Here is a 13775-nt window from a genome sequence, read left to right on the forward strand (position 1 = left end):
GCGGCGGGCGGGCCACGACGGATCCGCGCGAACGCAAAAGGGCGTGCGGCCGCCGCTGACCTCGGCGGTCGCACGCCCGAACGGGGACCGGGCCGGGAGGAGCGCCCGGGCCCCGGGGGAAGGCGGTCCGTCAGGAGCCGTCGAGGGCGCCGTCGATGGCCGCCATCAGGCTGCCTTGAGCGTCGTCGCCGTCCAGGGACCAGGCCATGATTCCGCCCAAGCCCTGCTCCTGGGCCCAGGCGACCTTCTGCCGCATGGCGGCGGGGTCGTCGTAGGTCCACCAGGTCGAACCGTCGTAGAGCCAGGCGGTGCCCGCCTCCTCGTCGCGGTGGAGCGTGAAGCCGCTCAGGTCCTTGAGGTTCTTGTAGTCGTCGATTCCGTTCTCGAAGGGGCCCTGCGCCGCGCCGTCGGCGGGCTGGTGCAGGCCGTCGCCGTCGGGGCCGGGGGATACGCCGGTCCAGCCGCGGCCGTAGAAGGGCACGCCCATCACCAGATCGGCCGGGTCGGCGCCGCGGTCGACGTAGGCCTGGACGGTCTCCTGCATGCTGTAGATGTCCGGTCCGGGGTCGCCGGGGATCGGCGTGAGGTTGGACTGGTGGTTGGCGGTGTCCTCCCAGCCGCCGTGGAAGTCGTAGCCCTGCACGGTGACGAAGTCGAAGTCCTCCATCAGCGGGCCGACCTCGTAGCCGGCCTCGATCTTCCCGGGGTCGGCGGCCATGAAGGAGCTCAGCTCGTACTCGCGGCCGTTCTCGGCCCCGAGGGCGTCCAGCTGGTCGCGGAACTCCTGCACGAGGGCGGTGAAGTTCTCCTTATCCTGCGGGCGGAAGGTGTTGTCGGGGTGGCCCGCCGAGGCCGGCCACTCCCAGTCCAGGTCGATGCCGTCGAACACGCCCGCGGCGGAACCGGTGCCCCCGGCGCCGTCGATCACCGGCAGGTTGCCGCGCAGGTACATGTCGACGCAGGAGCTGGCCAGCCGCTCGCGCGACTCGGCGGTCAGCGCGGCGTCGGAGAGGTTCTTCGACCAGGTCCAGCCGCCCAGCGAGATGAGCACCTTGAGGCCGGGATGCTCGTCCTTGAGCTCGCGCAGCTGGTTGAAGTTGCCGCGCAGCGGCTGGTCCCAGGTGTCGCCCTCGCCGTCGACGCTGTCGGCGGCGCCGAAGGAGCGGCCGTAGTCGGCGTAGGCGTCGCCCTCGCCCGGCTGGTTGGCCATGAAGCACTGGCCGTCTGCGGAGACGTTGGCGAAGGCGTAGTTGACGTGGGTCAGCTTCTCGGCGGTACCGCTGGTGTCCATGTCTTGGACCAGGTAGTCGCGGGCGTAGACGCCCCACTGGGTGAAGTAGCCGACCCGGCGGTCACCGCCCGGCCCGGGGTCCGTGCCGCCGTCGTCGGCCGGAGTCCGCACGGTCACCGGGTCGCCGGCGGTCGAGCGGTTGCCTGCGGCGTCGTAGGCGCGCACGGAGAACGCGTATTCGGTGTCGGCCTGCAGCCCGCCGACGGTGGTGGTCGTCGCGGTGCCGGTGGTGGAGGTCGCGACCTCGCCGTCGCGCAGCACCTCGTATCCGGCGACGCCGACGTCGTCGTCGGCGGCGTCCCAGCTCAGCGTGACGCTGCCGGAGGTCTGGTCGGTGGCGCGCAGCCCGGCGGGGGCCGAGGGCGCCTCGGTGTCCTCGGAGGGCGGGCCGCCCGAGCACGGGGCTCCGTCGAGAGTGCAGCTCTCGGGTTCGGTCGCGGTCACGCCGGCGGAGAAGGAGCCGTTGAATCCGACGCCGTAGCTGCCTCCGGCCGGTACCGGGGCGCCCCAGGCCGGCGGGGTGACCGTGTAGGCGCCGCCGGATTCGTCCATCTCGGCGTTCCAGATGCTGCTCAGGGAGGCGCCGTCGGGGAGGCTGAACTCCAGTGTCCAGTCCTGCAGGGCGCTGTCGCCCTCGTTGACGATGGTGAACTGGCCGCTGTACCCGGTCTCCCAGGTCTGGCCCTCGGTGTAGACGACGGTGATGTCGGCGGCGTCGGCGGCGGCCGGTGCGGCGAACATCGGGGTCGCCGCGAGCGCGGCGGCGAGGACGGCCGCGGCCGCTGGTCTGATGCGGGGGATCTGCACGTGCGTTCGCTCCTACTTCGTCGAACGGGGCGGGGGATGGGGTCCGGATGCCGAGCGGCTCCGAGGCCGCTCGCCGGACTGTGCGCCGGTGCGCCGGGCAGGGGCCGGGGTCGGGTGACGGCGCGTTGGCGTACGAGGGCGGCCGGTGCGGGAGGAAGGTTCGCTCATCGGGACTCCCGTCGATTCCGCTTTATTTTTAGGAAACTTAACTATTAGTTTTTGTCCATGGCAATGGTCGCGATCGGCGGAAACGATCGCGGAGCGCGTTCGGAAAGCGACCGGACCGGTCGATGATCAGCTCAGGTACGGGCCGCTGCGCACCGGTCGACGGTGGTGGCCGAATCCGGCCACGGCTGTTCCTTGACGGATCCGCCGTTGTGGGGACGCTCAGGCCGCCGAGCGCGGGGAGGGGGAGGGGCACGGGCGGCGGCCGCGCGCAGGCGCGCGGCCGCCGCCCCCGGGAAACGTGATGGGGCTCAGGCCTGCCCGTCGGCGCGTGTCCCCAGGTGGTCGCGGAACCAGGCCATCGCCGCGCCGGCCACCTGCTCCAGCGCGCCCGGTTCCTCGAAGAGGTGGGTGGCGTCGGGGATCAGGTGGACGTCGTTGAGCACGTGGAGGCTCTCCGCCGCCTGGAAGGAGACCCGCACGATGGGCTCGTCGGCGCTGCCCGCGATCATCAGCACCGGAGCGTCCACCTCGGCGAGCCGGTCCTCGGCCAGGTCCACCCGGCCGCCCCGGGAGACCACCGCGCCGACGCGCTGCGGGCGCTCGGCCGCCGCCCGCAGCGCCGCCGCGGCACCCGTGCTCGCCCCGAACAGGCCCACGTTCAGCCCGGCCGTCTGGGCGTCTTCGCTCAGCCAGTCGATCGCCGCCGTCAGCCGCCGCGTCAGCAGACCGATGTCGAAGCGCAGTTCCCGCGTCACCTGGTCGACGCGGTCCTCGTCCTCGGTGAGCAGATCGATGAGCAGGGTGGCGAAGCCCGCCTTGTTCAGCGCGTCGGCGACCTCCTTGTTGCGAGGGCTGTGCCGCGAGCTCCCGCTGCCGTGGGCGAACAGCACCACGCCGGCGGCCTCCGGCGTGGTCGCCAGATCACCCGGCAGCTCGGCCTCGCCGTCACGCACCGCAACACTTCGCACGTCCATGTCCCGTCCTTCCCCGGTTTCGTCGAGCGGGGCCGCTACCGATCGGCAGCGGCCCGAAACACGCGGTGCCGCGCACCGGCGCTCTCAGCTCGGCGCGCGGCTACTGCGGGCCCTAGGCCCCGGGCCCTTCCTCCGGGCTCGTGGGATCGGGGCGCAGCGGATCGTGCCCCAGCGTCATCAGCTCGTGGCGCCAGCGCTCGTCGTGCTTGTCGACGGGCTCGGCCAGCAGCCGGCCGGCCCGCTGTACGACCTGGCGCATCGTGTCGACGTCGTCGCCGGTGAGATCGACCTGCCGCTTGTCCAGGATCTCAACGATGCGCCGCCCGATCGGGGAGACGTCCATGGACGGATCGGCGGAGAAGCGGTCGGGCCCCGAAGCGTCGGTAAGCAGCCACCGGCGCAGCTCCTCACTGCTCATGTTCACCGTGCCGTGGAACTCCTGCCACAGTTCCGCCGTCTCGGGATCGAGGTGTTCACGGGCCACGTCGACCTCCTCGGATCGCGTCATCGACCGCGCGCGGGGCGCGCGTATCGATGGCCCGCTACCTGGAGGGGCCGTGCCCCAAACCCCCGCGCAGGGATGTGGCGGGCGGCGGCGCGCCCCTGCCGCGGGGTTTGCCGCCCGCCGATCTCGGTAGCGGCCGGACCAGACCAGGCCCCGCCACCGCGAGAGAGTGGAAGAGGTGCTGTGACTATGCCGACCCAGACCGAAGAGTTCCTGCGCAGTCATCCGCGTGACGTCGGCGTGGCCGACGTGGACCTGCTCAAGACCACGGTGGAGCGGCTGACCGCGTGCTCCCAGTCCTGCACGGCGTGCGCCGACGCGTGCCTGGGCGAGTCCGACGTAGCCGGACTCGTGGCCTGCGTGCGGCTCAACCTCGATTGCGCCGACGTCTGCTCCGCCGCTGAGCGGGTGCTCACCCGGCGCACCGAGCCCGACCCCGAGCTGCACCGCGGCCTGCTGGAGACCGCGATCCTCTACACCCGGGCCTGCGCCCGCGAGTGCGAACGCCACGCCGACAAGCACGAGCACTGCCGCCTGTGCGCCGACCGGTGCCGGCTGGCCGAGGACGCCTGCCGGCAGATCCTCGCCCACGTCCAGGAACAGGCGCGGTAGCGGCCGACGAGCGGGGCCCGCCCGGCCCCGGCGCGACCACGGGAAGGAGACCCGACATGCCTGCGCGAGACGAGCTTCCGGGCACCCTGCAGCGTTCGCCGCGTGGGGCCCAGGAGACCTGGATCAAGGCCCACGATTCGGCCGTCGACACCTACGGGGAGGGCGAGCGGGCCCACCGCGTCGCCTTCGCGGCGCTCAAGCACGAGTACGAGAAGGTGGGCGACCGCTGGAAGCCGAAGGAGGACCGGGGCCCCTCCGACAAGCAGGCGGCCAACCCCAAGGCCCCCAAGCAGCGGGGCGGCGACGAGCCCACCGCCGGAGGCGTCGACGCCAACGCCAGCAAGGAGCACCTCTACGAGCGTGCGCGCGAGGTCGGCGTCGAAGGCCGCTCCAAGATGAACAAGCGCCAGCTGGTCGAGGCACTGCAGAAGGCCAGCCGCAGCAAGACCCGCGAGGCCCGCCGATCCTGAGTGACGGCCGAAGGCCTGGACGCCCCCGCCACGCGGCCGCTCGATCCGGCGCCGTCCGGGGCCGCAGCGGACCGGACGGCGCCTCGGCGCGCGCCCGACGCGGCGTCCGGGCGAGCGCGCGGGCCCCGCACCTCCGCGCGCCGCCCGCGGTGCCGCCGGGCTCTGCGGGTCGGCCGGGCGGCTCCTCCTGCCCCCGAGGTCCTACGACCAGAAGGACCCGCCCCGCTTCGCCGGTACCACGGCACCCGTGCGACCCGATGAAGGCCCGGCTACCGCAGCCGGTCATCGGTGAAACGTGGCGGGTCCCGCTTTCCGCGTCTCGGCTGAGCCCGGCGCCGGTCGACGCGCCTGGGGCACCGGGGCCGGGCGGGGCCCTGGCCCGGCGGCGGGTCCGCTGAACGGCCGGTTCTCCGCCAGAGTCCGCTCGGCGGCCGCCACGACCTCGGAGACGCCGATGCGCAGCAGTCCGGGATCGCAGGTGCCGCCGTGCGGGTCGCCGCCCTCGCCGTACCACAGGACCGCGTGCCGGGAGGTGTCGATGCGCGGTCCCCACAATCCCGGATCGACGGGCCCGAACAGCACGACCGAGGGCGTGGAGTAGGCGGTGGCCAGGTGGGCCGTGCCGGTGTCGCCGCAGACCACCAGCGCGGCTCGGGCGACCAGGGCCGCCAGCTCCGGCAGCGCGGTCCGCCCGGCCAGCACCCGCTCCCGCCCGATCCCGGCCTCCTGTGCGACCTCCAGCGCCAGCGGCCGCTCGTCGGCCGACCCGGTCACCACCACCTCCAGGCCGCGGTCGGCGAGGTGGCGCGCCACAGCGGCGAACCGCTCGGGCGGCCAGCGCCGCGCGGGAAAGGCCGCCCCCGGATGTACGACGACGGCGCCGGCAGGCTCGGCCCGGGCGCGGGGAAGGGGCAGCCGCAGGTCGCCGGGATCGGCGCTGACGCCGTAGTAGGCGAGCAGGCCGCACCACAGGTCGACGTCGTGCGTCCCCTCCGGCCACGGGGGGCCGGGGTGGCCGCCCGCCTCGGGGTGGGCGTGGGTCCACAGCCGCCGAGGGGCCAGAGCGCGCAGCGCCCGCACCGACTCGGGGCCGCTGCCGTGCAGGTTGACCGCGGTATCGGGCGGGCGCGCATAGGGCCATGAGGGTGTGGCGGGCCCCTGGGTGGGCAGCAGCGCCCACTCCAGGCCCGCCAGAGCCAGCAAGTCGGCGTGTGCGGACGGCGCGGCCACGTGCGCGCGCCATCCGGGATGGGCGCGTTCCAGGGCCCGCAGCGCGGGAACGGCGGTGAGGAAATCACCCAGTCCCAGCGCTCGCAGCACAAGCAGGCGCGGCCGCGCTCCTTCGCCGCTCGGCCGTGTTTCCGCGGCCGGTGCCGGATCGCTCATGGGCGCGCCGCTACCGCAGCGCACGCGGCGCAAACACGGCGGGCGCGGCGCGCCCCCAGAGCGCGCTCAGGTGTTGGCCCGGCTCCCGCTGATCACGGCGAGGACCGAGGCGGGGTCGCGCTCCACCGCCAGGTCGCCCAGGGACACCACGCCCACGGGGCGGCCGCCGTCGATCACCGGCAGGCGGCGTACCGCGTTGTCCCGCATGGTGCGCACGGCGTCGTCGATGCTGTCGCGCGGCCCGACGACCGCCAGCCGGTCGCTCACGGCGTTGCGGGCGGTGGCGCGCGTGCAGTCGGCGGCGTCGGCGACGCAGCGCACCACGATGTCGCGGTCGGTCAGCACGCCCAGCACCGAGTCGTTCTCGGTCACCACGACGTCGCCGATGTCCTTGTCGCGCATGATCACGGCGACCTCGTGCAGGGTCGTATCCGGGGAGACGGTATAGGGCGGCTGGGTCATGATCTCGTGGACCTGCTCGGCCATCGGAACCTCCTGCGTCGGCTGTCGGGACACGAGTCCGCATCCGGCGGCCCGCGGGAGCCGGGCGCTGCCCGACCGGCCGACTCGGCGGCCGTGCGCACGGGCCGCTGCTTGCCTCGCCTTCGCCACTACCGAGGCCCCCTCCCTTCAAACCCGCCCGTGCCGTTCCCGGACCGGCGGCCGGGGGGCTGCAAGAATCCCGATCCGGGGACCATGCGCACAGTGGCGCTGCGCGGGTCGGCCGGATCCGGCGTTAAGCCCGCGGGGGCGCGGGTAGCGGCGCGCCCGCCGGTCTCGTACGGGCTCGGCGGCATCCCCGGAGACGACGCGCAGGAGGAGCGATGGCCCTCGACCCCAGCGAGAGGGCGAGACTGCAGCGGATCCAGCGGCAGCTCGTACGGGAGGACCCCGAGTGCGGGCGGCGCCTGCGCGACTACTCCGCCCGGCTCGCCGACAACGCCGGACCCGCCGGACCCGAACCGGTCCCCTGGGCCGGTGTCCTGCTGGTGTGGGCGGCCGTTCTGGCGGCGGCGGTGATCCTCGTCGCGGCCACGGCCGCCGGCGTCTGAGCACCCGTGCGGCCGCTGCCGCACCCGAGCCCCCGCCCCCGTGCCCGCACCGACGAACGGAGCCCGCATGACCCAGACCGAGCCGGAGCGCGAGGCCTCGGCGCAGCACGGTCCGATCGCCGCCGGATCCACTCTGGTCGGCTGGATCTCCTCCACCGACCACAAGGTGATCGGCAAGATGTACCTCATCACCTCGTTCGGGTTCTTCGTCCTGGCGGGGATCATGGCGATGCTGATCCGGGCCGAGCTGCTGTGGCCGGGGATGCAGGTGATGAGCCACGAAGGCTACAACCAGCTGTTCACGATGCACGGCACGCTCATGCTGCTGCTGTTCGCGACACCGCTGTTCGTCGGGTTCGCCAACGTGATCGTGCCGCTGCAGATCGGCGCTCCCGACGTCGCCTTCCCCCGGCTGAACGCCTTCAGCTACTGGCTGTTCCTCTTCGGCGGCCTGATGGTCGTCGGCGGGTTCCTCACGCCCGGCGGCGCCGCCAGCTTCGGCTGGTTCGCCTACACCCCGCTGTCGGACGCGGTGCGCTCGCCGGGCCTGGGCGGAGACCTGTGGGTGATGGGCCTGCTGGTCTCGGGCCTGGGCACGATCCTGGGGTCGGTCAACTTCATGACGACCGTCGCGGTTATGCGCGCACCGGGCGTGACGATGTTCCGGCTGCCGCTGTTCACGTGGAACACCGTGTTCACCGGGGTGCTCGTGCTGCTGGCGTTTCCGGTGCTGACCGCCGCGCTGGCCGCCCTGGCCGCCGACCGCATCCTGGGCGCCCAGGTCTACTCCAGCGAACACGGCGGGGCGATCCTGTGGCAGCACCTGTTCTGGTTCTTCGGCCATCCCGAGGTCTACATCGTCGCCCTGCCGTTCTTCGGGATCATCACCGAGGTGATCCCGGTCTTCTCGCGCAAGCCGCTGTTCGGCTACCTGGGCATGGTCGCCGCCACCATCGCGATCACCGGACTGTCGATGACGGTGTGGGCCCACCACATGTTCGCCACCGGCGCGGTGCTGCTGCCGTTCTTCTCGTTCATGTCCTTCCTCATCGCCGTGCCGACCGGCATCAAGTTCTTCAACTGGATCGGCACCATGTGGCGCGGGCAGCTGACCTTTCCCACGCCGATGCTGTTCGCGGTGGGCTTCCTGGTGACGTTTCTGTTCGGCGGGCTCACCGGCGTCATCCTCGCCTCGCCCCCGCTGGACTTCCACGTCACCGACTCCTACTTCGTCGTCGGCCACTTCCACTACGTGCTTTTCGGCACCGTGGTCTTCGCGATGTTCTCCGGCTTCTACTTCTGGTGGCCCAAGATCACCGGCAAGCTGCTGCACGAAGGGCTGGGCAAGGCGCACTTCTGGTCGCTGTTCGTCGGATTCCACGCCACGTTCCTGGTGCAGCACTGGCTGGGCGTGGAGGGGATGCCCCGCCGCTACGCCGACTACCTGCCCTCCGACGGGTTCACCTGGCTCAACGTGATCTCCAGCGTCGGCTCTTTCGTCCTGGGCGCCTCGACGCTGTTCTTCCTGTGGAACGTCTGGCGCACGGAACGCACGGCGCCCATGGTCGGCGTCGACGACCCCTGGGGCTACGGCGGTTCGCTGGAGTGGGCCACCGGCAGTCCGCCGCCGCGCCACAACTTCACCGCCCTGCCCAGGATCCGCAGTGAACGTCCGGCCTTCGACCTGAAGTTCCCGCACGCCGACCGCTCATCGCAGGGGCAGGGCGATGCGCCCCGAAGCTGAGGCCGTGCGGCGCGGTCGCGAGTCGGTGCCGGGAGGACCGGGGGAGTCGTCTGCGGCTAGAATCGGCGTGGCCGCCGACCCGACCCGCGCGCCCAGCACCGCCGGTGCGAACAGGGGCGCGCCCGCGAGACCGGGACGGACGGTCTCGCGGGCGCGGTCGTGGCGCCCGGGGGCCGGTCGGCGGCGCCCCCGCGCAGGGTACCGGGGGAGCCCTGACCCTGCTCCGCGCTCGGCTGGGGAGCCGGCGCGGCCTACGGGCCGACGCAGTGCCGCGCCGGTAGGAGCCACGTGGGACGCCTACCGACGCGCTCGGACTCTCCGGCGCAGGACCGCTCGCCCTCATTTGGTTGAGGATTTAACGACCCGCGCGTGGTGGCCATTCTAGCGGCGCAGAACCCCGGCTTCAGCCATGGGGCGGCACTTCGGCGACCGTGCCCGAAACGCGCCGAGCGGGCCGGGACGGCTGCGCCGCAGCGCGTCGGCGCCCCTCGGGGCGCGGTCACTGCTTGGTCGCGTGCTCCGGCCGCACCGAGATCACGATCCGCTCCTCGCCCGGGACCGCCCAGGGGTAGTGGTCCTCGTCGAGGTAGCGCTTGGCCAGATGGTCGATGAAGGCGTTGCCGTCGTCCTCCTCGATCGACTCCACCCGGCCGCGGACCTCGACGTAGCGGTAGGGGTCCTCGGGGTCCTGCACCGACATCGAGATGCGGTCGTCGCGCAGTACGTTTCGGTACTTCTGCCGGGTGCGGGTCTGGCTGAAGCGGACGTGTGCACCGTCCCAGTCGATCCACACCGGATTGGCCTGCGGCTCGCCGCGGGGACCCAGCGTCGCCACGTGCGCGAAGCTGGGCTTGTGGAGGATGTCCTCGCGGTCGGCGGGGATTGTGCCCATGCGGCTCCTTTCAGAGACGGGTTCACGCTTTTACCCGCTAACACACTAGGCCCGGCGCAAACGTCGCGGCGCTCCGGGCGTGTGCAGCCGGATCGCGCTTTTCGCGGGGCCCCGCGGAGCGTGCTCCGCCCCACGCCCGCCCCGCTGTTTCGCCGCCAGGGCACCGGGTAGCGGCGGCCGCGAGGCAACCGCGGCGCTGCGGAGCATCGCCGCAGCGCGACCGCCGCCGAGAAGAGAACGCGGGGAACGGAGTGATGTTCCATGTCCGCTGAGCGGAACACGCCGCCGATCGAGGGTTACGAGGGCTTGCCGATCGGAACCCTGCAGCACCGTGTCCGCGCACTGACAGAGGAGCAGATGCGCGATCTCATCGCCTACGAGGAGCAGCACGCCGACCGGCCCAACGTGCTGGAGATCCTCAAGTCGCGACTGACCGAGCTGGAGAACGGCGCCGAGCCCACAGAGGGGGACCAGAGCTTCCATCCGGAGACCCCGCAGGCGCCCCGCGGCGGCTCGCAGGTCAGCACCGGCGGCCAGGCACCCGTGGGCAACCCGCCCCCGCACGGCGTCCCCGCCCAGCCGGCCAAACCCAAGGGCGACAACCCGCCCGGTCCGGGAAACAACAGATGAGGAGTTTCCCGACCGATTCCCACCGGGGCGCCCGCAGGCTGGGCGTCCCGTTCCATGAGGAGGTCCATCGATGACACACGACTTTCCTCCGGGAGGCGGAGGCGGCTACGATCCGCGCTCCTTCGAGGAGTTCCTCGCGCGTTTCTTCGGTCCCGGGGGCCAGCGCCGCGCCTCGCACCGCGTCGACCTGTCGAAGCTGATGGACACGCCGTCCCGGGAGGTCGTGTCCGAGGCGATCGCCCGTGCGTCCCAAAGCGACGGGACCGACCTGGACGCCGCGCACCTGCTGTGGGCGGTTCTGCGCTACGAGCCGGCCCGTGAGCTGGTCCAGCGCGCCGGCGCCGACCCCGACGCCCTGGCCAAGGGCGCCGAGAGCGAGGCCCAGCGGGCTCCCCAGGCCGGACCGGGCATCCCGGCGCTGACGCCGGCGGCCAAGCGGACGCTGCTGGACGCCCACCAGATCGCCCGGGCGATGGGCCGGCCCTTCATCGCGCCCGAGCACATGCTCTTCGCGCTTGCCGTCAACGGCGAGTCGCGTATGGGCCGGATGCTGGGCGAGGCCGGTGTCACCCCCGATTCGCTGCAGGCCGCGGCGAGTTCGGGCCCCACGTCCGCCGCCGCGAGCGGGCAGGGCGCCACCTCCGCCCAACAGCAGCAGGAGAGCACGACACCCAACCTCGACGAGTTCGGCACCGACGTCACCGCCCTGGCCTCCGAAGGCCGCCTGGACCCGGTGATGGGCCGCGAGTCGGAGGTCGAGCAGACCATCGAGGTGCTGGCACGCCGCCGCAAGAACAACCCCGTGCTCCTCGGCGACCCCGGCGTGGGCAAGACCGCCATCGTCGAGGGCATCGCCCAGCGCATCTCCGACAACGACGTCCCCGACACCCTCAGCGGGCGCAGGCTCGTCCAGCTCGACCTGGCCGGCGTGGTGGCGGGCACCCGCTACCGCGGCGACTTCGAGGAGCGGGTCCGCAACATCGTGGAGGAGATCCGCAACGACGACAAGCTGCTGATCTTCATCGACGAGCTGCACACCGTCGTCGGCGCGGGCGGCGCGGAGGGCGCCATGAGCGCGGGCAACATGCTCAAGCCCGCGCTGGCCCGCGGCGAGCTGCACATGATCGGCGCCACCACGCTGGACGAATACCGGCAGAACATCGAGAAGGACGCGGCACTGGAGCGCCGCTTCCAGCCGGTGCTGGTCTCCGAGCCCAGCGTCGAGGACACCGTGGAGATCCTGCGCGGCCTGCGCGACCGCTACGAGGCCCACCACCAGGTCCGCTTCAGCGACCACGGACTGGTGGCCGCGGCCCAGCTCTCCGACCGCTACGTCTCCGACCGGTTCCTGCCCGACAAGGCGATCGACCTCGTCGACCAGGCGGGCGCCCGGGTGCGGCTGCGCCACAAGCGGCCCAGCGTCGACGTCCAGGAGCTGGAGGAGCGGCTGCGCGAGCTCGACGCGCGCAAGGAGCAGGCCGTCCGCGAGGAGGACTACGAAGCCGCCTCCCAGGCCCGCGACGAGATCAACCGGACGCGCGAGTCCATCGCCCAGGCCCGCGACACCGGCCCCGAGCAGGTGCCCGTGGTCACCGTAGAGGACGTCGCCGAGGTGGTCTCGCGCATCACCTCGATCCCGGTCTCCCAGCTCACTCAGGAGGAGCGCGAGCGGCTGACCGGGCTGGAGGAGCGCCTGCACGCCCGCGTCGTCGGCCAGGACGAGGCCGTCACCGCGGTCGCCGAGGCGGTGCGGCGCTCACGCGCCGGGCTGGCCTCGCCCGACCGGCCGATCGGCAGCTTCCTGTTCCTGGGGCCCACCGGCGTGGGCAAGACCGAGCTGGCGCGGGGGCTGGCCGAGGCGCTGTTCGGGTCGCAGGAGCAGATGATCCGGTTCGACATGAGCGAGTTCCAGGAGCGCCACACCTCCGCCCGCCTGGTGGGGGCGCCTCCGGGCTACGTCGGCTACGAGGAGGCCGGCCAGCTCACCGAGGCCGTGCGGCGCGCGCCCTACTCGGTCATCCTCCTCGACGAGATCGAGAAGGCCCACCCCGACATCTTCAACCTGCTGCTGCAGATGCTCGACGACGGCCGGCTGACCGACGGCCAGGGCCGCACGGTCGACTTCCGCAACACCGTGGTCATCATGACCAGCAACCTGGGATCGGAGTTCATCACGGGCGGCGGTCCCATCGGGTTCGTCGGCGCCGAGGAGGCCGAGCGCGACCGCGCCACCCGTGAGCGGATCATGGCGCGGCTGCGGGACGAGTTCCGGCCCGAGTTCCTCAACCGCGTCGACGAGATCATCGTGTTCTCCCAACTCACCGACGAACAGCTGGCGAAGATCACCCGGCTGCTGCTGGAGGAGACGTCGCGTCGGCTCCACGCCCAGGACATCGGCATCGAATTCGGCGACGACGCCGTCCACTGGCTGGCCTCCACCGGTCACCAGCCCGAGTTCGGCGCCCGTCCGCTGGCGCGCACCATCCAGCGCAGCGTCGGCAACCCGCTCTCGTCCAAGCTCCTGAGCGGAGCGCTCGCCCCGGGCGACCACATCACCGTGGGGGTCGGAGACGAGGGCCTGGCCTTCAGCATCGACACCAGCTCCCGCAGGGAGGCGTCGAGCACGGAGTCCGGTACGGGCTGAGTGCCCGGCAGGTTCGGGGCGTTCGGCAAGGGCACGATGCCCGGTCGGGCTGACGGCGTCCGTTACGGGGGCGACGGCGCCGGTGGGTCCGAACGGGTGCACCTCCTCGGATCGCCGGGGTGAGCGGTGGCCTGTCCGCACGGAAGCGGGCGGGCCACCGCTGTCATGCGCCGGGGCTGATGGGAGGGGACTGCCTGTGGGTTTCGCGCGGTGGTCGGTGCGGTGGGGCCAAGGCGCGCGCCCGACGACGGCGGCGGACGGTTCGGACCGGCGTCGGCCGGTGCGGTCTGCGTCGGTTGCGCGTCCGACGCCGGGGGTGACGACAGCGGACGGCCGGCGGCGTATTCGCCGCCCCGAGCTGGGAACGACCGCGGTCCTGCAACCGACCTCGGTGGCACTGCGTCCGGTGACGGGGGGAGGCCTCGGGTAATCCGCAGCTCAGGCGGCCGGTGGGGCGGCGGGAGTGCGTCCGTACATGCGGTATGCCGATGCGGGCGGCGCAGGAGCCCGCCCGGCGGATTATTTCGCCCGGTTGTGTCTGGATTCTTGGCGTGTCCCGAGGTTCCGAACGGGCTCCGGTGGCGTCGCCCGCAGGCGCTT

The 13775-nt window shown here is 72.5% G+C and carries 12 protein-coding genes; 6 read left to right on the forward strand and 6 right to left on the reverse strand.

Annotation, left to right across the window (positions count from 1 at the left end):
• Positions 1–130: 130 nt before the first annotated feature.
• The 3 genes from LP52_RS08305 to LP52_RS08315 all read right to left on the reverse strand — a co-directional run bounded on the left by LP52_RS08305 (position 131) and on the right by LP52_RS08315 (position 3724).
• Positions 131–2032: a glycosyl hydrolase family 18 protein gene (locus LP52_RS08305; RefSeq protein WP_084723039.1), complete on the reverse strand. Its 1902-nt coding sequence runs from the start codon at positions 2030–2032 to the stop codon at positions 131–133.
• A gap of 542 nt (positions 2033–2574) precedes the next feature.
• Entirely contained in the window at positions 2575–3240 is a 666-nt protein-coding gene (locus tag LP52_RS08310) for a dienelactone hydrolase family protein (RefSeq protein ID WP_040272203.1), read from the reverse strand.
• A gap of 112 nt (positions 3241–3352) precedes the next feature.
• Positions 3353–3724, reverse strand: a complete 372-nt coding sequence (locus LP52_RS08315) for a DUF3140 domain-containing protein (RefSeq protein ID WP_084723040.1) — start codon at positions 3722–3724, stop codon at positions 3353–3355.
• A gap of 210 nt (positions 3725–3934) precedes the next feature.
• Between LP52_RS08315 and LP52_RS08320 the strand changes: the two genes are divergently transcribed.
• Both LP52_RS08320 and LP52_RS08325 read left to right on the forward strand, forming a co-directional pair.
• Positions 3935–4357, forward strand: a complete 423-nt coding sequence (locus LP52_RS08320; RefSeq protein WP_040272207.1) for a four-helix bundle copper-binding protein — start codon at positions 3935–3937, stop codon at positions 4355–4357.
• 56 nt (positions 4358–4413) lie between these two features.
• Positions 4414–4827 carry a ChaB family protein gene (locus LP52_RS08325; protein WP_040272209.1) on the forward strand — a complete coding sequence of 138 codons (414 nt, stop codon included), beginning with the start codon at positions 4414–4416 and terminating at the stop codon, positions 4825–4827.
• Between the two features lie 282 nt (positions 4828–5109).
• Here the strand turns inward: LP52_RS08325 and LP52_RS08330 are convergent, their stop codons facing one another.
• Together LP52_RS08330 and LP52_RS08335 are read right to left on the reverse strand one after the other, a co-directional pair.
• Positions 5110–6213 carry a glycosyltransferase family 9 protein gene (locus tag LP52_RS08330; RefSeq protein WP_084723022.1) on the reverse strand — a complete coding sequence of 368 codons (1104 nt, stop codon included), beginning with the start codon at positions 6211–6213 and terminating at the stop codon, positions 5110–5112.
• 66 nt (positions 6214–6279) lie between these two features.
• The gene (locus tag LP52_RS08335; RefSeq protein WP_040272210.1) at positions 6280–6699 is read right to left on the reverse strand and encodes a CBS domain-containing protein; all 420 of its coding nucleotides are present in this window, start codon (positions 6697–6699) and stop codon (positions 6280–6282) included.
• A gap of 338 nt (positions 6700–7037) precedes the next feature.
• Between LP52_RS08335 and LP52_RS08340 the strand changes: the two genes are divergently transcribed.
• Together LP52_RS08340 and ctaD are read left to right on the forward strand one after the other, a co-directional pair.
• Positions 7038–7265 carry a DUF3040 domain-containing protein gene (locus LP52_RS08340; protein ID WP_040272211.1) on the forward strand — a complete coding sequence of 76 codons (228 nt, stop codon included), beginning with the start codon at positions 7038–7040 and terminating at the stop codon, positions 7263–7265.
• A 67-nt stretch (positions 7266–7332) separates the two neighbouring features.
• Positions 7333–9009: an aa3-type cytochrome oxidase subunit I gene (gene ctaD / locus LP52_RS08345; RefSeq protein WP_040272212.1), complete on the forward strand. Its 1677-nt coding sequence runs from the start codon at positions 7333–7335 to the stop codon at positions 9007–9009.
• Between the two features lie 499 nt (positions 9010–9508).
• Here ctaD and LP52_RS08350 read toward each other — a convergent pair whose 3' ends face one another.
• Positions 9509–9901, reverse strand: coding sequence for a PPOX class F420-dependent oxidoreductase (locus tag LP52_RS08350; RefSeq protein WP_040272213.1), 393 nt, complete (start codon positions 9899–9901; stop codon positions 9509–9511).
• A 261-nt stretch (positions 9902–10162) separates the two neighbouring features.
• Here LP52_RS08350 and LP52_RS08355 point away from each other — a divergent pair, with 261 nt between their 5' ends.
• Entirely contained in the window at positions 10163–10531 is a 369-nt protein-coding gene (locus LP52_RS08355) for a hypothetical protein (protein ID WP_040272214.1), read from the forward strand.
• 70 nt (positions 10532–10601) lie between these two features.
• A complete protein-coding gene (locus tag LP52_RS08360) occupies positions 10602–13175 on the forward strand; it encodes an ATP-dependent Clp protease ATP-binding subunit (RefSeq protein WP_040272216.1) in 2574 nt (857 codons plus the stop codon).
• Positions 13176–13775 lie beyond the last annotated feature (600 nt).

The sequence above is a fragment of the Streptomonospora alba genome, from assembly GCF_000826685.1.
In the GTDB taxonomy this organism is placed as follows: domain Bacteria; phylum Actinomycetota; class Actinomycetes; order Streptosporangiales; family Streptosporangiaceae; genus Streptomonospora; species Streptomonospora alba.

What these genes read in the sequence shown, in the direction of transcription:
- LP52_RS08305 (WP_084723039.1), bottom strand. Translation starts at nt 2,032, where the DNA reads ATGTTCGCCGCACCGGCCGCCGCCGACGCCGCCGACATCACCGTCGTC.
- LP52_RS08310 (WP_040272203.1), bottom strand. Translation starts at nt 3,240, where the DNA reads ATGGACGTGCGAAGTGTTGCGGTGCGTGACGGCGAGGCCGAGCTGCCG.
- LP52_RS08320 (WP_040272207.1), top strand. Translation starts at nt 3,935, where the DNA reads ATGCCGACCCAGACCGAAGAGTTCCTGCGCAGTCATCCGCGTGACGTC.
- LP52_RS08325 (WP_040272209.1), top strand. Translation starts at nt 4,414, where the DNA reads ATGCCTGCGCGAGACGAGCTTCCGGGCACCCTGCAGCGTTCGCCGCGT.
- LP52_RS08330 (WP_084723022.1), bottom strand. Translation starts at nt 6,213, where the DNA reads ATGAGCGATCCGGCACCGGCCGCGGAAACACGGCCGAGCGGCGAAGGA.
- LP52_RS08335 (WP_040272210.1), bottom strand. Translation starts at nt 6,699, where the DNA reads ATGGCCGAGCAGGTCCACGAGATCATGACCCAGCCGCCCTATACCGTC.
- LP52_RS08340 (WP_040272211.1), top strand. Translation starts at nt 7,038, where the DNA reads ATGGCCCTCGACCCCAGCGAGAGGGCGAGACTGCAGCGGATCCAGCGG.
- ctaD (WP_040272212.1), top strand. Translation starts at nt 7,333, where the DNA reads ATGACCCAGACCGAGCCGGAGCGCGAGGCCTCGGCGCAGCACGGTCCG.
- LP52_RS08350 (WP_040272213.1), bottom strand. Translation starts at nt 9,901, where the DNA reads ATGGGCACAATCCCCGCCGACCGCGAGGACATCCTCCACAAGCCCAGC.
- LP52_RS08355 (WP_040272214.1), top strand. Translation starts at nt 10,163, where the DNA reads ATGTCCGCTGAGCGGAACACGCCGCCGATCGAGGGTTACGAGGGCTTG.
- LP52_RS08360 (WP_040272216.1), top strand. Translation starts at nt 10,602, where the DNA reads ATGACACACGACTTTCCTCCGGGAGGCGGAGGCGGCTACGATCCGCGC.